This is a genomic window from Actinophytocola sp., from assembly GCF_036002505.1.
GTDB lineage: Bacteria > Actinomycetota > Actinomycetes > Mycobacteriales > Pseudonocardiaceae > DASYTH01.
Genome location: NZ_DASYTH010000390.1, coordinates 1 through 17,140, shown reverse-complemented (window position 1 = coordinate 17,140; position 17,140 = coordinate 1). Strand labels below are relative to the sequence as shown.

Sequence of the window (17,140 nt, the reverse complement as noted above, 5' to 3'; positions counted from 1 at the left end):
CGCGACGATAGGCGGCGATGGTTGCCGGCTTCTCCAGAAATAGCGCCGAGGTGTCCGTCTCCACGAACACGACGGGGTGCAACTCGTTGAACGACATGAGGTGGAACGGCCTATGCGTCGCGTGGAAGCCGACATGGTCGGGGATGATCCGGATCTCCACGTTCGATCGGACGGCCATGCGCAGCAGGTGGTGCACCTGATCCGACATGACATCGGGACCAGGTCCGGTCCGGGACAGCGCGTACTCGTCGAGGTAGAACAAGAACCGGGCCGGATACTGGCGATCAAAGATCGACTGGCGGCGATCTCGGACCTCGATCCACATCTCGGCCTCGGCGTTCGGAACAGTCTGCGACCGCTGAATGAGCGCGCGCATGTAGTCAGGCGTCTGCAGCAATCCAGGCACGACAACCGTTTGGAAGGTTGTGATGGCGAGGGCCGCGTCCTCGTAGTTGCTCAGCGTCGTAATTTCCGGTGGCAGGCGGTCGCCGTAGTCCTGCCACCAGCCGCGTTCGAGGGCGTGCTGGCCCAGTTCGAGGAGTTCCTCGCGTTTGGGTGGCTTGACTCCGCAGATCGCGAGGATGGCGGCGAGGTCGGCGGTGTTGACGTTTCGTTTGCCGCTGAAGAGTCTGCTCACCCGGCTGTCCGACCAGGCCAGCCGGCGCGCCAGTTCGTTGTTGCTGAGCCCTTTCGCCTGTGCCGCCCGGGCAAGTGTCAGCCCGAGCTCACGCGTCCGCACCGTGGGTTGCCGATCTCTCATGAGCACAACGTAAAACGAACGTTACGTGTTCGTCGGCACCGACACCGAACTTCACCCGGATGACTTTTCCTTGTCCTGGCGGCATTTACGCGCGGCTGGAGATCTGTTGCACGCCCCAGCTGTTGCCGTCGGGGTCGGTGAAGAAAACAAAGCCGACGTTGTCGAGTGGGTCGGGGGTGGGGTTGGGGTTCTCGCCGAGGACCTGGATCTCGCTGACCTCGACGCCGCGCTCGACCAGCTCGGCGCGGGCGCGGGGCAGGTCGGGGACGACGAGTTGGAGGCCCTTCAAAGAACCGGGCGGCATGTCGGGGACGACGCCCTTGCCGATCACCACGGAGCAGCCGGAGCCGGGCGGGGTGAGCTGGACGACACGCGCGGACGCGCTGATCACGGTGTCGTGATCGACGTTGAAACCGAGCTGCTCGGCGTAGAACTTCTTCGCCCGGTCCACATCGGACACCGGGACGATGACGACTTCGAGGGTCCAGTTCATGATTCTCCTTGGATGGCAACAAGTACGGTGGCGAGCCGGGTGAGGCTCTCGGTGACGCCGCGCTCCATGGGGGAGCGCAGCACGGTGTCGCGGACGTCCCGCGACTCGTAGCGCAGTGTGCTGGTCATGGTGGTGTCGCCGGTGAGGACCGTGGTCACCAGGCATTCCCCGGCGTACCACGGGTCGTCGAACGTCTCGGTGTAGACGATCCGCTCGGGCGGCGCGACCTCCAGGTACACGCCGCCGTGGCCCATCTCCTCGCCGCCGGGGCCCCGGGAGACGAACCGCCACCGCCCGCCGGCGCGCAGGTCGACCTCGCAGCTGACGAGGTTCCAGCCGCGTGCGCCGTGCCACCGCCGGAGCAGCTCGGGCCGGGTGATCGCGTCGAACACCAGCGGGCGCGGCGCGTCGAAGGCCCGGACCATGACGATGTCGGTGTCCGACGGCGTGGAAACGGTGAGCGTCACGGGCCTTCGTCCTTCTTGAGCTCGTCGAGCAGGTCATCCAGGCGCTGGAAGCTGTCCTCCCAGTAGTCGCGGTAGTTCTCCAGCCAGTCGGTGGCCGCCTTGAGCGGCCGGGCTTGTAGCCGGCACGGCCGGCGTTGCGCGTCCCGGCCGCGGGTGATCAGCCCGGCCCGCTCCAACACCTTGAGATGCTTGGAGATCGCCGGCTGGCTCATGGTGAACGGGGCGGCCAGCTCGGTCACCGTGGCCTCGCCCGACTGGAGCCGGGTCAGGATCGCCCGCCGCGTGGGATCCGCGAGCGCGGCGAAGGTGGCGTCGAGTAGATCGGCGCTGGTGCTCATAGCCGTATGGTTTCATAACTAGGTGGTTAGGTGTCAAGATGCCCTGAAGGCGGCCTTCGGGACGTTGAGTGTCCTGAAGGCGGCCTTCAGGGCATCCGCCGGTCCGCGTAACTCGGTTCCGCGTTTGGGCGATACCTCTCGGTACACCCTTGGAGGATCGCGATGTTCGGCCGGCGTTGGCATTGTCCGATTTTCGCGCTGCTCAAGCAGCCGGGAGCCGGCTGGATGCTGCTCGCCGCGGTCTACGTGACGGCGGCGGTGTTGAGCGTGTACCTGGCCGTGACGATGTTCGTGTGGTGGCCGGTGATCCTGGTGAGCGCCTGCCTGCTCGCGGCGGTGGCGTGTGTGCTCGCGGCGCGGCGGGCCGAGCGGGTGCCGAAGCCGCCCAGCCGGCTGTACTACTGAGCGGGTCGCGTTTGGCAGGCAGGAACCCGCGTTGGCCGTCCTTGCTGGCGGCCTTGCCCGATTTCGGGCAAATATTTGCTTCTACGGGGGTCGGATCGGCATGATGCGCTGGTGCCGGACCCGGACATCGTCGAGCGGGTGGCCTCCTCGACGGGGCTGCCCGCCGGGGAGGCCGCGCGCGTCGTCGAGGACGTGCTGGCCTTCTACCGGGAGCCGGTCGAGAACTATGTGCGGCGGCGGCACGCGGCGCTGCAGGCGTCCGGCAAGCGGAACCCCGAGATCTTCGCGGTGATCGGCGGCGAACTGGCCCGGCGGGTCGTCGCCGCGCCACCGCTGACCGAGCGGCAGCTGCGCCGCATCGTCTACGGCTGAGGAGCGCGCATGTGTGGGATCGTCGGATACGTCGGCAACCAGAACGCCGCGCCGATCCTGGTCGAGGGGCTGACCCGGCTGGAGTACCGCGGGTACGACTCGGCCGGCATCGCGGTGCTCGGCGGGGCGGGCGTGCAGGTGCACCGGACCGTCGGCCGGGTGCGTGACCTCACCGCCGCGCTGCCGAAGCGGCTCGGCGGCAAGGTGGGGATCGGGCACACCCGGTGGGCCACGCACGGCCCGGCCACCCAGGACAACGCGCACCCGCACACCTCCGAGGACGGCCGGATCTCCGTGGTGCACAACGGGATCATCGACAACGCGACGGCGCTGCGGCAGCACCTGACCAACGCCGGTGTCACGCTGCGCTCGGACACCGACACCGAGGTGCTCGCCCACCTGATCGCTCGGTCCACTTCGGACACCCTGGAGGGCGCGGTGGTGGACGCGATCTCCAAGGTCACCGGCACCTACGCGATCGCGGTGGTGGACTCCGCCAACCCGAACACGATCGTGGTGGCGCGCAACGGTTCCCCGCTGATCATCGGGGTGGGGGAGCGGGAGATGTTCGTGGCCAGCGACCTGGCCGCGCTGGTCCGGCACGCCTCGCAGGTGGTGCACCTGGAGGACGGCGAGTTCGCCAGCGTCACCGCCACCTCCTACCGCACGTTCACCATGGAGGGCCACGACACCGGCAAGGTCGCTTCGGACATCGACATCACCGCCGACGACCTCGAGCTCGGCGGCTACGGCCACTACATGTACAAGGAGATCGTGGAGCAGCCCGAGTCGCTGGAGCGGATGATCCAGGGCCGGCTGGACGACCGGTTCGGAGTGTCGCGTTTGGACGGTCTGAACCTGTCGCCGCGGGAGCTGCGCGGGTTCGCCCGGGTGAAGATCCTCGGCTGTGGATCCGCTTACTACGTCGGGCAGATCGGCGCCACCATGATCGAGGAGCTGGCCCGGATCCCGGCCGACGCCGAGGCCGCGTCGGAGTTCCGCTACCGCAACCCGATCATCGAGGCGGACACCCTGTACATCGCGGTCAGCCAGTCCGGCGAGACCGCGGACACGCTCTTCGCCGTCGAGGAGATCAAGCGCAAGGGCGGCCGGGTGGTCGGCCTGGTGAACGTTGTCGGCTCCACCATTGCCCGGGCCTGCGAGGGCGGCGTCTACTTGCACGCCGGCCCGGAGATCGCGGTGGCGTCGACCAAAGCGCTGACCCACATGGCCGTCGGCTTCGCCATGATCGCCCTGGCGCTCGGCCGGGTCCGCGATCTGTCCAATGCCGACGGACGGCGGATCATCGCCGCACTGCGCGCGATTCCCGGTCAGATCAGGGAGATCCTCCGCGCCGAGGCCGACATCGCCCAGCAGGCCAAGATGCTGGCCGCCGCCAGCAGCCTGTTCTTCATCGGCCGGGTCCGCGGCTTCCCGGTGGCCCGCGAGGGCGCGCAGAAGTTCAAGGAGATCTCCTACCGGCACGCCGAGGCCTACCAGACCTCCGAGCTCAAGCACGGCCCGCTCGCCCTCATCGACGAGTCGGTGCCGACCGTGGCGATCCTCCCGCAGGACGACCTCACCGACCGCAACCTCGGTGCCGTGCAACAGATCCGTGCCCGCAACGGCTCCGTCCTCGCGATCACCCACGACGCTGTGGACTTCGGCGAGCTCGACATCCCGCGGATCACCGTCCCGCGCAGCGAGCCCGAGCTCGACCCGATCCTGCTCACCATCCCCCTGCAGCTACTGGCCTACCACGCGGCGTTGACGCTTGGCCACGACATCGACAAGCCGCGCAACCTGGCCAAGTCCGTCACTGTCGAGTGAAGGGCGATGAAGGGGGCCTTTCTCACGCCCAGCGAGAGAAAGGCCCCCTTCATCGCACTCCAAGCCGGGGACGCCAGCAACTGGCCGTCTTCCGGCCGTAGCGGTTCCGCTGGAACCTTGAGCTGGTTCCCGCACCTCCCCGAAGGCGCGGGAACCCCTCAGGAATCGTTACGCACGAAAGGAGCAGTAATGCGTCGAGTACTGGCCTTGCTTGGCATGGCCGCGCTTGCGTTTCTCACTGTCCAGCCCACCGCGTCGATCGCCCAGTCCGAGCCCGAGGCCGGTCCCGCGATCTTCGGTCAGCCGGTGATCAACCAGGTCGCCACCCGCGGGCCCGCCGGGACGCTCGACCAGTTCATCGAGATCATGAACCCGAGCCGGACGGACGCCGTGGACATCAGCGGCTGGCTGGTCCAGGTTTACAGCAGCTCGAACACGCTGCTGCAGGTCATGATCATTCCGGAGGGCACGGTCCTGCAGCCGGTGGGTGCGGGCCTGCCCGAGGACACGTTCTGGACCCTGGCCAGCCCGGCCTTCACCGGCGGGCCGGTCGACCAGCCGGGTGCCCTCGTGGTCGACATCCCGGACAACGGAGGCGTCGCGCTGTTCAACCCCGGCGGGGCGAAGATCGACGGCGTCGCCTTCTCACCCGGCGCCTTCGCGGCCCTCGAGGGTGCTCCGCTGGTTCCGCAGCTGGCATCGCTGGACCCGCTGGCCCCGTCCTACGGCCGCAACATCGTCGGTGCGGACGCCAACAACAACGTGGCCGATTTCAAGCTGCTGACCCGCAGCCCGGACACGTACAACTGACGGCAGATCGCCGGTAAGCGGGGCTCGGATCACTGGACCTGACCCGAACCCCGGACCACATTGTCGCACCCGGAACGCGGGCGGGCCGGAGTTCCGGCCCGCCCGCGCCGCCGTCAGCCGCGCAGCGCGTAGGCCCGCTGCACGGTCTGATCGACCCAGTTTCCGGCGGTGTCCCAGGCATGAGTGCGCAGCGACACATACCCGCTGGTGGACCCGGCGAGCGGATGGTTGATGGTGACCAGGTAGGCGCCGGCCCCGGCCTGGTGGACCGCGGCCAGAGACCAGGTCGCCCCGTCGTCGGTCGAGTACTGGACGTTCAGGTTGACCAGTGGCGCGGCACCGTCGGCCCCGGCGCGATGACCGGCGAAGATCATGAACCGGTGCTCGCGGCCGGCCGGTGCCGTGTTGTCCAGGTCGAGGTTGGGTTGCAGATCGAGCTGGATCAGTGGTTGGACGGCGCACGGAGCGATGCAGCCGTAGCCGGCCGGCACCGGCCCGGTGGGTCTCCCGGAGGTGAACTCCCACGTCGTCTCGGTGCGTGGCGCGAGCCGGAACAGCGCCAGGCTCGGCCCACCCCGCTGCGCCGCCGGGAACGCGTCGACCATGGTCAGCCGGTACCGCCCCCGATCGGTGGGCAGGGTGAACACCGGGAAGGTGCTGAGCGGGTCACCCGCCCCGTCCGCGGGGATCTCCCGGCCGTCGCGGAACAGCCGCACCCTGGTGGTGGCGAAGTACTGCCGGCCGTTCTGCCAGATGGTGACGAAGTGGCCGGCGGCGGTGTCCATCCAGTGCAGTGCGGGCACGAACCGGTCGGGATTGCCGCCGCCCCGGCAGAAGGCGCAGTGACGCTCCCACGCCGGACCGGTGGTCTCCGCGACCAGCACCGGGTGATCGGGACGCAGGGTCAGCGCCCCGTTGCGCAGCGGGCCGCCGAACCAGTCCTCTGTGGACCGTCGCGGCTCGTTGGGCCGGAACACGTTCTCGGCGAACAGGGTCAGCTCGCCGACCGTGCGCCCGGCGGCGTCCAGGGCGCTCTGCGACGTCCGGCGCTGCCACGGCACCCGGGCGTCCACCGGGCCGAGGTACTCGGTCCACTGGGCCGGCCCGGTCCACGTGGTCCGGCGCTGGGCGAGGCTGCCCGGCACCGGCGGGAAAGCCGTCCACTGCTTGGCGTAGCGGACATCCGGGCGATCGGCGTGGTACCGGCTGTCCACCGGCACCAGCGTCCGCGGGTCCACCGGCCGGACATGGTCGGCCGGGATTCCGTTGTCGTCGAAGTAGCTGACGTTGTCCATGTACCGCGGCGCGGGCAGCACGGTGAGGTCGGCGGTGACCGGCCCACCGCCGAGCAGGCCGCGCAACGCGTTCCCCTCCGCGGCGCCGAGGCCGAGCTGCGGCACCGGCGTCGTGGCCAGGCCGGCGACCGGGAGCGCACCGGGCACGTCCACGTACACGGCGATCCCGGCCGCGCCGGCACCCGCCGCGTTGGCGCCCGCCGTGCGGGCGGCCTGGAACGTCGCGCTGACCGGATCCGCCACCGGGCCCGGATTTCCCAGCGCCACCAACGCAAGCTTCCCGCGCGCACCGGCGAGGTCCTCCGGCCGGCCCGCATTGGCCCAGACCACCGGCAGTGTCCGAACGCCGGCCAGCGCGGCGCCGATCGTGCTCGCGTCGTAGACCGGGTTCAGCACCGTGCCCCGAACCCGCAGGTCCAGCTGGCGTTCGCTCAGCGTCCAGTAGTCCTGGAGGGAGACCGTGCCGCGGCGCGCCGAGGCCGCCGGCGTGGCGTACACCTGCCAGGTCGCATCCGCGCCGATCACGAACTGCCACTCCACGAACAGGGTCGTGCCCGGCAGGTGCCGGCGCAGCGCCACCGTCCGGTCGCGCTGCTCGGTGGGGCGCGGCGTGGTCACCCCGACCGGGACGGCGGCGCGGGCGTCGAGCCGGACCTCGGTCCGCGCCCCGGTCACCACGACCTCGGTGGCTGACAACGCCGTCCAGCGGCGGGAGGTCAGCGACGCCTCGCGGACCGTGCTGGACACCGAGTAGGTCCCCTGCGGCACCTCCGCCGTCGCACCGAGCGGGACGAACTGCAGCGGTTCCGGGCCGAGCGGGTCGTTGCTCGCGCCCGCCGACTCGTTGAACACCGCGGCGAACCAGTTCGTCGCCGGTTGGCCGGCCGAGTCCAGCACGCCGACGGTGATCGGACCGGTCGGGGTGGGCACGTAGTAGCCCAGCGGAGTGCGCAGCGACAACCCGTCCGGCCCGGTCGCGGTCACCAGACCCCCGTACGCGCCGGTCTCCCCGACGCGCGGATCTGCGCTGATCCCAACCGCGGCCTGCCCGTGGGCCGGCACGACGACCGTGGTGGCGTCGAGCCGGACCGCGCCCTCCGGCGCCGGGGTGCCGGCCCAGCCGTGCACCGCGAGCGTCAGCCGCAAGGTGAGCGGCCGGTCGGAATCGTTGGTGTAGCTGACTGACGCGGTCGCCGGGCCGCTGGTTCGGGGCAGCCGGCCGAGGTTGAGCGCCGCCGTCGCGGTCGCCGGCTGGCTGATCATCCGGGCGATGTCGAGCCGGCCGGCACCCTGCTCGAACCAGCGCAGGCCGTCGTCCCGGGCGGCGCCGACCAGCGCGTCCTTGAGCCGGCCCGGCGGCCAGTCGGGGTGCCGCTGGGCGAGCAGCGCGGCCGCGCCGGCCACGTGCGGGGTGGCCATCGAGGTGCCGGATGCCGTGGTGTACCGGTCGTCGACCGGAGTGCCCAGCGCGGTGCCCGCGGCCCGGGCGGCGGTGATCGACACCCCGGGCGCGACGATCTCCGGTTTGGCGGCGGCGTCGCCGAGCCGCGGGCCCCGGCTGGTGAACGCGGCGAGCGCGTCCCGTTTGTCCACGGCGCCGACGGTGAGCGCCGAGCTTGCCGCGCCGGGGCTGGTCACCGAGCGGTCGGCGCCGAGGTTGCCGGCGGCCACCACGAACAGCGCCCCGGTGCGGGCGGTGAGGTCGTCGACGAGCTGGCTGACCGGGTCGGTGCCGTCGGTCGGCGCACTGCCCAGGCTCAGGTTCACGACCTTCGCGCCGTGCGTGGCCGCCCACTCCATGCCGGCCATCACCTGGGATTCGGTCGCGAACCCGGAGGTGTCGAACACCTTGGCGACAACGAGTTTCGACCCGGGCGCCACGCCCCGGAACCGGCCCGTGGAAGCCCGCCCGGTCCCCGCGATTGTCGAGGCGACGTGCGTGCCGTGCCCGACCCCGTCGCGAATGTCGGGCTCCTCGGTGAAGTTGGCGGAGTCGATCACGGCACCGGCCAGGTCCGGGTGCGTGGCGTCGATGCCGGTGTCCACCACGCCGACCGTCACGCCGGTGCCGTCCAGGCCGGCGGCCCACGCGGCCGGCGCGCCGACCATCGGCACGCTCTGGTCCAGCGCCACCCGCACCTTCCGGTCCAGCCGGATCTTTCCCACGCCACCGGCGGTGACCGACCGCCAGAACTCGGCCGCCCGATCGTGTTTCACCTTCATTCCGGCCAGATTCGCCGCCGGCACCGGCACGACCCGGGTGGCTCCGGGCAGCGCCGCCACGCCCTTGCCGGAGTAGCCGACCTGCACCGGAAGCGTGTCCGTGGACGCGTCGTCGAGCCCGTCGCGCACCAGCGCCGCGACGTCGAACAGGGCGCGGTCGAGGGTGCCGCCGACCAGGAACGGCGCGGCGTCGGACGGGATCACGTACAACTCGTCCCGCCCGCCGACGGTCTGGAAGTCGACCGGCGCGCCCGAGGGCCGGGCCGCGGCCTGGACCGCCACGGCCCGGCGACCGTCACCGGCCACGGTCAGCTCCACGGTGTCTCCGGTCACCAGGGTCACCCGGTGGATGGTGGGCGCCGGCGGGACGGCGCCATGACCGGTGGGGTCGCCGGCCGCGGTGCCGCCGCTCGACACCGCGGTCGTCACCATCACCACCAGTGCCAGCAGGAGTCTGCCCATGGTCGGCTCCGTTCTCGTCGAAATGGTTGACAGCTCAACGTGAAATAGAGTGAAAGGTGAATGAACGATCTCCGTCCAGACAAAGAACTGGCGAATATCGGCATTGCCGATTCAGGACACGAGATGGAGGTAGGAATGTTGCGGGCGCTCGGCGTGTCGGTGTTCGATGAGAGGGTCTACCGCGCGCTGCTGCTGCGGCCGGATACGACGCCGGCCGAGTTGTCGTCCTTTGTGGACGATGAGGCGCGCCGGGTGCGCGGGGCGCTGTCCCGGCTGGCCGGTCTGGGGCTGGTCCGCCCGGCGGAGGGTGGCCGGTTCCGGCCCAACGATCCCGATCCCGCGCTGCAGGCGCTGGCGCACCGGCGCGAGGCGGAGCTGCACGCGGCCCGGACCGCCGCGGTGGAGCTCTCCGCCGACTTCCGCACCGGCCGGCTGCGTGCGGATCCGGCCCAACTGGTGGAGGTGGTGACCGGACGCGGGGAGATCTACCGGCGGACCATGGAGCTCTACCAGGGCGCGACCCGCGAGATCATGGCGTTCGAGCGCCCGCCTTATGCGGTCCCGTCCGATTTCGACGAGGTGGCCGCCGAACTTCCGTTGCTGCGGCGCGGTGTCCGGCTCCGGGTGGTGTACAGCGCCGAAGCCCTTGCGGCACGGGACAAGTTCGACACGGTCACCGCGCTGACCCGGCACGGCGAAAGCGCCCGCACGCTGCCCGAGCTGCCGCTGAAGTTGATGATCGTCGACGGCCGGGCCGCCCGGGTCTCGCTGACCTCGGACGAGTACGCCACCGAGAGCGTCGCGATCATCAGCGCGTCCGGACTACTGGACGCACTGACGGCGCTCTTCGAGGTGTACTGGGAGCACGCCCATCCCCTTGGTGTGCAACCGGAACCGCACGGGTTGACCGCCGACGAGACCAAGGTGCTGGCGCTGCTGGCCGCCGGGTTCAAGGACGAGGCGATCGCCCGCCACCTGCACACCAGCGCGCGCACCGCCGGCCGGCGCATCGTCCGGATCCTGGATCTGCTGCGCTCGTCCACCCGGTTCCAGGCCGGTGCCGAAGCCGTCCGGCGCGGCTGGCTGTGACGCTCAGTTCGGTGCGCGCGGCGACAGGGGCCGGCAGGTGAAGTCGGCGGCGTTGCGTCCGGTGTCGACGCTGTCCGCGTCCCGCGCCACCGACCCGCTCCGGCAATCGGGCGCCGGATCGCCCTCGCCGCACGGCGACCCGGCGACCACGGCGGTCCCGTCCACCCAGCCCAGGTCCGGGTCGTGCAGGGCGGCACCACCGCGGGGCAGCACGCCGGAGTACACCTGGTCGGCCGCATCGCCGGTGAACGCCGGCGCGGCGACCAGGTAGAAGTCACCGCCGGACAACCGGGCGTCGAGCGCGATCCGCACCTCGCCGGTCACCCCGTACCGGTCGCACAGGTACAGCTTGAAGCCGCCGATGTCGACCGTCGACATCGAGACGTTGCGCAACTCCACATAACGGCCCGCGGCGAACTCGTTGACCACCACCGCATCGTGCCCCGCCACCGCCGGAGCCACCGGTGGCACGCCCACCACGAGTGTGCCCACGGTCGCCCACAACCCGAGGCGCAGCACGGCAATTCCCCTTGGCGCCGGTGTGCGGGGCGCGCCCTGCACACGCCCCGCACGCCGGCCGCCGGTTGGTCAACTTTCGATTGGTTCAGGCCACCGCCACCGAGCATGGCAGCGCCCCGGGGTACCCGGAAGGGGGCCAACCGCTGGCCGGCCTCACGGATCGGGCTCGTCCGGGACGCCGTCGTCCCAGCCCGGGTCCACCGGAGGGATCAGCGCGGCCGCCCGGGCCTTGTTGATGGCGTCCACTCTGGACACCGCGCCGAGCTCGGCGTAGATCGTGCTGAGATGCCGCTTGACCGTGTTCTCCGAGATGTACAAGCGGTTCGCGATCTGGGCGTTGCTCAGCGCCTGCGCCGCCAACCCGAGGATCTCCTTCTGCCGCCGGGTCAGCAGCTGCTCCGCCTCGTCGCCCAGCGCGCGGAAGCCGCGCCGGGACATGGAGACCACGACGCGTCCCTCGTCGCTGCACACGCCGCGGATCACCGAGATCAGCTCCGCCCGGGTCGCGCTCTTCACCAGATACGCCCGCGCGCCAAGGTTGATGAGCTCGCCCGCCAGCTGGGGATCGTCGTACATGGTCAGCACGATGATCCGGGTCCGCGGCGAAACCTGCAGGAACCGCGGCACGGTGCGCTTCACCTGATGATGCGGCATCTCGACGTCGAGCAGCAGCACGTCCGGGTGGCGGCTGCACACCACGGCGATGCCCTCCTCGCCGTCACCGGCCTCCCCGACCACGGCGAAGTCGCGCTCGGTCAGCAGGATCTCGCGCAGGCCCTCACGGAACAGCGTGTGGTCGTCGACGATGACGATCGAAATTCTTGCGGTGCCCTGATCACTCCCCCCAAGATGTTGACGATTCAATTCTTCCAGTTGTGCCGTTCTCAAGAGGTGAGCGCCGCCTCCCCTGACTATTCGCCGCCAGATCGTCGCACCTCAGCTACTGAACCAGAAAAGTAAGACTGGTCAAGAGATGGACGACACAACGGCCGGCACGACACCCGGATGGCGGAATCACTGGTCAGGCGCATCGGCCAGCGGGATGAGCATCCGCACGGTCGTGCCCGCCCCGGGCGCGCTGGACAGGGTGACGCCGCCGCCCAGCAGCTCGGCCCGCTCGCGGATCGAGGCCAGCCCGCCGCCCTGCCCGTACTGCTCGGTGTCGAAGCCGGTCCCGTCGTCGGACACGCTGGCGCGCACCGCGTCCGGCCCGATCCGCACGGCGACCTCGACCCGGTCCGCCGCGGAGTGGATCAGCGCGTTGCGGACCGCCTCGCGCAGGGCGAGGAACAGCTCGTCACAGGTCTCCGCCGGCAGCCGGGAGTCGTCGCCGCGCAGCTCCACGGTCCAGGCCAGGGCGGGCGGCGCCACCGCGACGAGGTAGTCGCGGAGCGCGGCCTCCAGCCCGTGCACGACCTCCCGCCGGCGCAGGCCCCAGGCGAGCGCGCGCACCGTCTCCTGCGACCGGCGCACCGCGCGCATGGCGGTGCGCAGCTGGGCCAGCGCCCGTGCCGGGTCGCTGTCCAGGTACAGCAGATGCAGCTCGAGGCTGTTCAGGGCGACGCTGAGCCCGTGCGCCACCTGGTCGTGCAGGTCTCTGGCGATCCGCCGGCGTTCGTAGGTGTGGGCCCGGCGCAGGCGGTTGACGATCTCAACGGCGGGCGGCGGTAACCGGTCATCGTCAGGCATTGGCGCCAGTGTGCCCGCCGGGACACACCGCCGGAACACTCCAACGAGGTGGGCGGGCTACAACCTATGAGCCATCTTGGTAGCACCTTATGTGATCGTTCGACGACATTCCGTAAATGCGGACTAGGCTCCTCGCGGAGGGTGTCAAAGCTGTGGACCATTCAACTATCACGGGAATGTCGGTGTCGGAGAATCTGATCAAGATCGACGAACGGGCCGGCGAGCCGATCGGCGACCTCATCCGCAACCTGCGTCACCGGCGCGGTCTCACCCAGGGAGGATTGGCCGGCAAACTCGCGGATGTCTCCGGAAACGACGCCGTCAACCGCCGCCAGATCGCCCGCTGGGAACATGGTAAACGCATCCCCGGCCGGTACTGGAGAAACTGGATAGGCGTCGCGTTGGACGTGCCCGTCGGCCATTTGAACCGGGCCGCGGCGTTTTCCCAGTTTCTCCGGGCGGTGCCGGACGACCACGAAGTGCGATGAAGGCGTCCTTTCTCACGCCCAGTGAGAGAAAGGACGCATTCACCGCCTACCGCCCGAGCACGTACAGCTCGCCGTTGTTCTGCGCGTAGACCCGGCCCTGGGCGTCCAGTGACACCGGGGTGTAGGCGGCGGCGATCGTCTTGGACAGGAACACCTTCGCCCGCTGCCGGCCGAACTTGTCGATGGCGTAGAGGTTTCCGTCCTCGTTGAGGCCGTAGACGTTGCCGTCACGGTCGATCGCGGGTGCGCTGATGCACCATTCGAACCCGTCGGGGTGCTCGCCGTCGTCGACACAGGTCACCGTGCCGTCCGGCTCCCGCTGGCAGGTCCTGGTCTCGGTGGCGGCGTGCGACCACTCCACGTTCAGGTCGGCGTCCAGCCGGGTGACGTGGAACGGCCCGTTGGTGCGGTAGTGGTTGTCCTTGAGGAGCAAGGAATACGTGCCGTCGTGGCGGTACACGCCCGGCGTGCTGTCCCAGCCGAAGTCGTAGGTGCCCAGGAACCGGCCCTGGCGGTCGATCTTGACCAGATGCCCGCGACCGCCGTTGTAGAAGGTGAACGACCCGTACACGACGCCGCCGTCGGGCAGGATCACCGGGGAGGCCGAGCTGTTGTCGTTCACCCCGGCGGCCGGCGCCAGGTTCGTCTGCGGGTCGACGCCGACGGCGGTGCCGGGCCGGCAGTCGAAGATCCCGCCGCCGTACGGGGCGAGGATGCCGCAGCCGTCGTTGAGATGGCCGCGCAGCGAGGTTGCCCACTTCAGGCTGAGGTCCGGGTTGAGCGCGACGATGTATCCGTAGTCGTTCAGGTTGAAGCTGTGCGGGCGGGTGACGGTGACGATCGTGCCGTCCGGGCCGACGGCGGGCGCCACGTTGAAACCGGCCCGCTGGGACAGGCACGGAACCTGCGGCGGCAGGGTCGGCGAACCGTCGGGCTGGGGTGGCGGTGGCCACGGCAGTGGAAACCCGCTCACCCGGAAGTTCGAGTAGCACAGGTCGGTTGCCCCCGGCGCGCCGGGAATGAGCGTGCGGTAGTCGACCATGCTGATGCGGTCCCGGCTGGCGCGCACCAGAAAACCGTGCCCGTCGGTGAGGCCGTTCGGACCGGGTTCGGGCTTGATCACGTTGTAGAGCAGGGTGCCGTGCGCGTCGAGGGTGAGCCCACCGGAGACGAACGCCGCCGGGTCGATGCTGCCGCCGAACGGGTTGATCCGCCGCACCACGCGGCCGTTTCCCTTGGCCAGCTGGAAAACCGTGCCGCCGGCGCCGGGAACGTAGACGTGGTCGTCGCTCATCGCGGACTGGAACATCGCCTCGGACCCCCGCTGGGTCGGTTTCCAGTCCGACGTGAACGTCCACCGCGGCACCAGCTGGCCACGCTGCCACCGCATCGCCTGGATCGACCACGTCATCCGGTTCAGGTTCTCCGGATCGAACACCCCACACGGGGCCGGCTCCCCCGAACCGGGCGGGTCACAAGGAACATACGATCCGCCCTTCCTCAGAAAGAACACATTTCCGTCGCCGTCGACGAGCGGCGCCGGAAAGTGCACGCCCAGCGCGCCGAAGCCGTCGGCCTCCTCCTGTTCGGCGAACGGGTCCACCACCAACCGGCTCAGCAGCCGCAGATCGCGCTGCCCGGCCGCGCACGACTGCCCGTTGTGCGCGGCCCCCTGACCCCATTGCGTCCAGTCACAACCACCCGGCCGCCCCTCGGCGACCCCGGCCGGAACCACCCCGGCGAGCACCGACACCAGTCCGGCCACCACGAAACGCATCGCTGATCGCACGACGAACCCCCTCCCCCGGAAACCGACCGCCCCAGTAGAGCAGCACCGCGGGCACCCGTGGATCGCGCTCGGGTCGCGACCCGGTCACATCCCCGACCGCGGCTCGCACCAACGCGCTCAGCCAGTTGGCCTAATGACAATGATTATCATGTCAACTAGGGTCGGTGCGCAACAAACCTGTAACCAAGCCCCCTTGGGGGAAGGAGCCTGTCGATGCTTGTCCGCCCCAGATCCGTGCTCGTCACCGGCGCCCTCGTCGTCGCGACGCTGACTGCCGCCATGGCGCCCGCGCAGGCGACGAACCGCGTTGTCCTGTCCGCGGGGCACGTGGATGTTCTCGACATCGCGGTGGAAGACGGCCAGCTCGACGTCGTCGTGCACGACGAGACCGTGGAACCGGGCGTGGAACGCGACCCGGACACCGTGCTGTTCCAGGTCAAGCCGGAAGCCGGGACCACGGTGCCTGCCGATGCCCCCCAGTTCGCCTTCCTCGGCGACCCGGGCGACTCGGTCTGGATCCTGCCGGAGGCCAACGTCGAGGGCCTGCTGTTCGCCGGACTGTCGACGGAGGAGTTGGAACCCGGTGTGGTCAAGAACGACACCGTCAAGGTCTGGCTGGTGAAGGTGTGCGGTCCCGCCGACGTCAGCTTGTTCACCGTCGGCGCGCAGGACGAGGTGGACATTCTCGCCGACAGCGGCGACGGGCTGCCGGACGTCACCACCTTGACGGCGGGCACCCACAAGCATGAGAACTGGGCCTTCGAGGCCGAAGGGGATTACACCCTCACGTTCATCGTCACCGCCCGTCTCGCGTCCAACAACCATTTCATCCACTCCGGTCTGGTCGACATCAAGTTCCACGTCGGAGCTCTGTAGATCGTTCGGCGGAACAGGCCAGCCGGTCGTCGCGACGGAATGTCGCGCTGGTTGGCCTGTTCGGCCGTAGAGGATTCCTTTCAATCGCTCTTGAGAATCAGTGAGGAGGGGGTCATGTACAGACCTTCGAGGCTTGTCGCGGTACTCGCGACAGTTCTTGCCATGTTGTTTGCCGCGGTCGTGCCGGCGCACGCCACGGTCACGTTGGACGTGGGGCACGTGGACGGCGTTTGGGTGACGGTTGCCAACGGGAATGTGAACTGGACGGTCGGCGATCACAACGGTGGTGGGACCACCGAACGGGATCCGGCCGATGTGCTCCTGCGAGCCAAGCCCGAGACGGAGACGGTGGTAGGAGCGTCGCCGAAGCCGGCGTGCCTCGGCACACCGGGTAACCCGGTGTGGATTCTGCCGCAGATCCAGAACGAGAATTTGCTGTGGCTGGGCTGGAACGGCGAGTCGATCGGCACGGGTGTCCTGGTCAACAACGACATCACCCTGACGATCAATGCGGCGTCGAATGTCCGGCCACCATCGGGTAGCGGCGGTGTCCTCTGCGTGTACAAGAAGGTCGGGCTCACGACCACGAAGCTCTTCGACAGTTCCGCCAGCTTCCCGCAGAGCACGACTTTCAAGTCGGACTCGACCGGCCACACCCATGTCAACTGGGCGTTCACCGCCAGCGGCACCTGGGCGGTGGACTTCACGGTGACCGCCACCCCGGTCGGCGGCGGTTCGGCCCAGTCCGTCACGAAGACCCTCACGTTCTCGGTCGACTGACTCCTGTCCGAGACGCGCTGTGGCGGCCACGGGGCTCACCGTGGCCGCCATTCGCGTATTGAATGAAAAATGAGGAGAGGGTTGTGTTCAGATATTCCAGGCTCGCCGCACTGCTCGCGGCCGTCCTGGTCACGCTGTTCGGTGCGGTCGCGCCGGCGCACGCCGCGGTCACGCTGGACGTGGGGTGGGTGGACGGGATCTGGGTGGAGTACGTCAACCGGAACCTCGAGTTCTGGGTCGGCGACCATACCGGCCCGACCCTGATCGCGCGGAATCCCGCGGACGTGATCCTGCGGGCCAGGCCCGAGTCGCAGCTGACCGTGCCACCTTCGCCGAACCCAACTTGCCTTGGCACGCCGGGAAGTCCGGTGTGGATCCTGCCGCAGATCCAGAATCCGAACTTGCTGTGGCTGGGCTGGAGCGCCATAACGATCCCTTCGGGGACCCTGGTCAAC

At 69.6% G+C, this 17,140-nt stretch carries 18 protein-coding genes; 9 read left to right on the top strand and 9 right to left on the bottom strand.

All coding sequences use genetic code 11. The annotated features are described in order from the left end of the window. From VGR06_RS34185 to VGR06_RS34170, 4 genes are all read right to left on the bottom strand, one after another. The coding region (locus tag VGR06_RS34185; RefSeq protein ID WP_327563328.1) for a helix-turn-helix transcriptional regulator at window positions 1–739 on the bottom strand (739 nt) is incomplete at its 3' end. A gap of 106 nt (window positions 740–845) precedes the next feature. Then, window positions 846–1,253 carry a VOC family protein gene (locus VGR06_RS34180; RefSeq protein ID WP_327563327.1) on the bottom strand — a complete coding sequence of 136 codons (408 nt, stop codon included), beginning with the start codon at window positions 1,251–1,253 and terminating at the stop codon, window positions 846–848. Next, window positions 1,250–1,720, bottom strand: a complete 471-nt coding sequence (locus VGR06_RS34175; RefSeq protein ID WP_327563326.1) for an SRPBCC family protein — start codon at window positions 1,718–1,720, stop codon at window positions 1,250–1,252. The genes VGR06_RS34180 and VGR06_RS34175 overlap by 4 nt, the downstream gene beginning before the upstream one ends. After that, complete coding sequence (locus VGR06_RS34170; RefSeq protein WP_327563325.1) at window positions 1,717–2,058, bottom strand: metalloregulator ArsR/SmtB family transcription factor; 342 nt, start codon at window positions 2,056–2,058, stop codon at window positions 1,717–1,719. Before VGR06_RS34170 ends, VGR06_RS34175 begins: the two co-directional genes overlap by 4 nt. Window positions 2,059–2,220: 162 nt before the next feature. Here VGR06_RS34170 and VGR06_RS34165 point away from each other — a divergent pair, with 162 nt between their 5' ends. The 4 genes from VGR06_RS34165 to VGR06_RS34150 all read left to right on the top strand — a co-directional run bounded on the left by VGR06_RS34165 (window position 2,221) and on the right by VGR06_RS34150 (window position 5,475). Beyond that, on the top strand, window positions 2,221–2,463 hold the full coding sequence (locus VGR06_RS34165; RefSeq protein WP_327563324.1) for a hypothetical protein: 243 nt from the start codon (window positions 2,221–2,223) through the stop codon (window positions 2,461–2,463). A gap of 111 nt (window positions 2,464–2,574) precedes the next feature. Continuing rightward, window positions 2,575–2,835: a hypothetical protein gene (locus tag VGR06_RS34160; protein ID WP_327563323.1), complete on the top strand. Its 261-nt coding sequence runs from the start codon at window positions 2,575–2,577 to the stop codon at window positions 2,833–2,835. A gap of 9 nt (window positions 2,836–2,844) precedes the next feature. Continuing rightward, window positions 2,845–4,665: a glutamine--fructose-6-phosphate transaminase (isomerizing) gene (glmS, locus tag VGR06_RS34155; RefSeq protein ID WP_327563322.1), complete on the top strand. Its 1,821-nt coding sequence runs from the start codon at window positions 2,845–2,847 to the stop codon at window positions 4,663–4,665. A gap of 189 nt (window positions 4,666–4,854) precedes the next feature. Then, window positions 4,855–5,475 (top strand): lamin tail domain-containing protein, encoded by a 621-nt coding sequence (locus VGR06_RS34150; RefSeq protein ID WP_327563321.1) that lies wholly within the window; start codon window positions 4,855–4,857, stop codon window positions 5,473–5,475. Window positions 5,476–5,588: 113 nt separating this feature from the next. Here VGR06_RS34150 and VGR06_RS34145 read toward each other — a convergent pair whose 3' ends face one another. After that, window positions 5,589–9,455, bottom strand: a complete 3,867-nt coding sequence (locus VGR06_RS34145) for a S8 family peptidase (RefSeq protein WP_327563320.1) — start codon at window positions 9,453–9,455, stop codon at window positions 5,589–5,591. A 123-nt stretch (window positions 9,456–9,578) separates the two neighbouring features. Here VGR06_RS34145 and VGR06_RS34140 point away from each other — a divergent pair, with 123 nt between their 5' ends. Then, entirely contained in the window at window positions 9,579–10,544 is a 966-nt protein-coding gene (locus VGR06_RS34140) for a hypothetical protein (RefSeq protein ID WP_327563319.1), read from the top strand. A gap of 3 nt (window positions 10,545–10,547) precedes the next feature. On the opposite strand, the gene VGR06_RS34135 is transcribed toward VGR06_RS34140, so the two are convergent. The 3 genes from VGR06_RS34135 to VGR06_RS34125 form a co-directional block, all read right to left on the bottom strand. Then, entirely contained in the window at window positions 10,548–11,063 is a 516-nt protein-coding gene (locus VGR06_RS34135; protein ID WP_327563318.1) for a hypothetical protein, read from the bottom strand. A gap of 153 nt (window positions 11,064–11,216) precedes the next feature. Continuing rightward, window positions 11,217–11,927: a response regulator transcription factor gene (locus VGR06_RS34130; RefSeq protein WP_327563317.1), complete on the bottom strand. Its 711-nt coding sequence runs from the start codon at window positions 11,925–11,927 to the stop codon at window positions 11,217–11,219. Between the two features lie 150 nt (window positions 11,928–12,077). Then, on the bottom strand, window positions 12,078–12,752 hold the full coding sequence (locus VGR06_RS34125; protein ID WP_327563316.1) for a sensor histidine kinase: 675 nt from the start codon (window positions 12,750–12,752) through the stop codon (window positions 12,078–12,080). A 176-nt stretch (window positions 12,753–12,928) separates the two neighbouring features. Between VGR06_RS34125 and VGR06_RS34120 the strand changes: the two genes are divergently transcribed. Further along, window positions 12,929–13,240: a helix-turn-helix transcriptional regulator gene (locus VGR06_RS34120; protein WP_327563315.1), complete on the top strand. Its 312-nt coding sequence runs from the start codon at window positions 12,929–12,931 to the stop codon at window positions 13,238–13,240. Between the two features lie 46 nt (window positions 13,241–13,286). Here the strand turns inward: VGR06_RS34120 and VGR06_RS34115 are convergent, their stop codons facing one another. Then, window positions 13,287–15,029, bottom strand: a complete 1,743-nt coding sequence (locus VGR06_RS34115) for a hypothetical protein (RefSeq protein ID WP_327563314.1) — start codon at window positions 15,027–15,029, stop codon at window positions 13,287–13,289. A gap of 213 nt (window positions 15,030–15,242) precedes the next feature. On the opposite strand from VGR06_RS34115, the gene VGR06_RS34110 reads away from it, so the two are divergent. The 3 genes from VGR06_RS34110 to VGR06_RS34100 all read left to right on the top strand — a co-directional run. Next, window positions 15,243–15,905 carry a choice-of-anchor M domain-containing protein gene (locus VGR06_RS34110; RefSeq protein WP_327563313.1) on the top strand — a complete coding sequence of 221 codons (663 nt, stop codon included), beginning with the start codon at window positions 15,243–15,245 and terminating at the stop codon, window positions 15,903–15,905. Window positions 15,906–16,067: 162 nt separating this feature from the next. Then, a complete protein-coding gene (locus VGR06_RS34105; RefSeq protein ID WP_327563312.1) occupies window positions 16,068–16,685 on the top strand; it encodes a choice-of-anchor M domain-containing protein in 618 nt (205 codons plus the stop codon). 83 nt (window positions 16,686–16,768) lie between these two features. Next, on the top strand, window positions 16,769–17,140 hold a 372-nt coding region (locus VGR06_RS34100), incomplete at its 3' end, for a choice-of-anchor M domain-containing protein (RefSeq protein ID WP_327563311.1).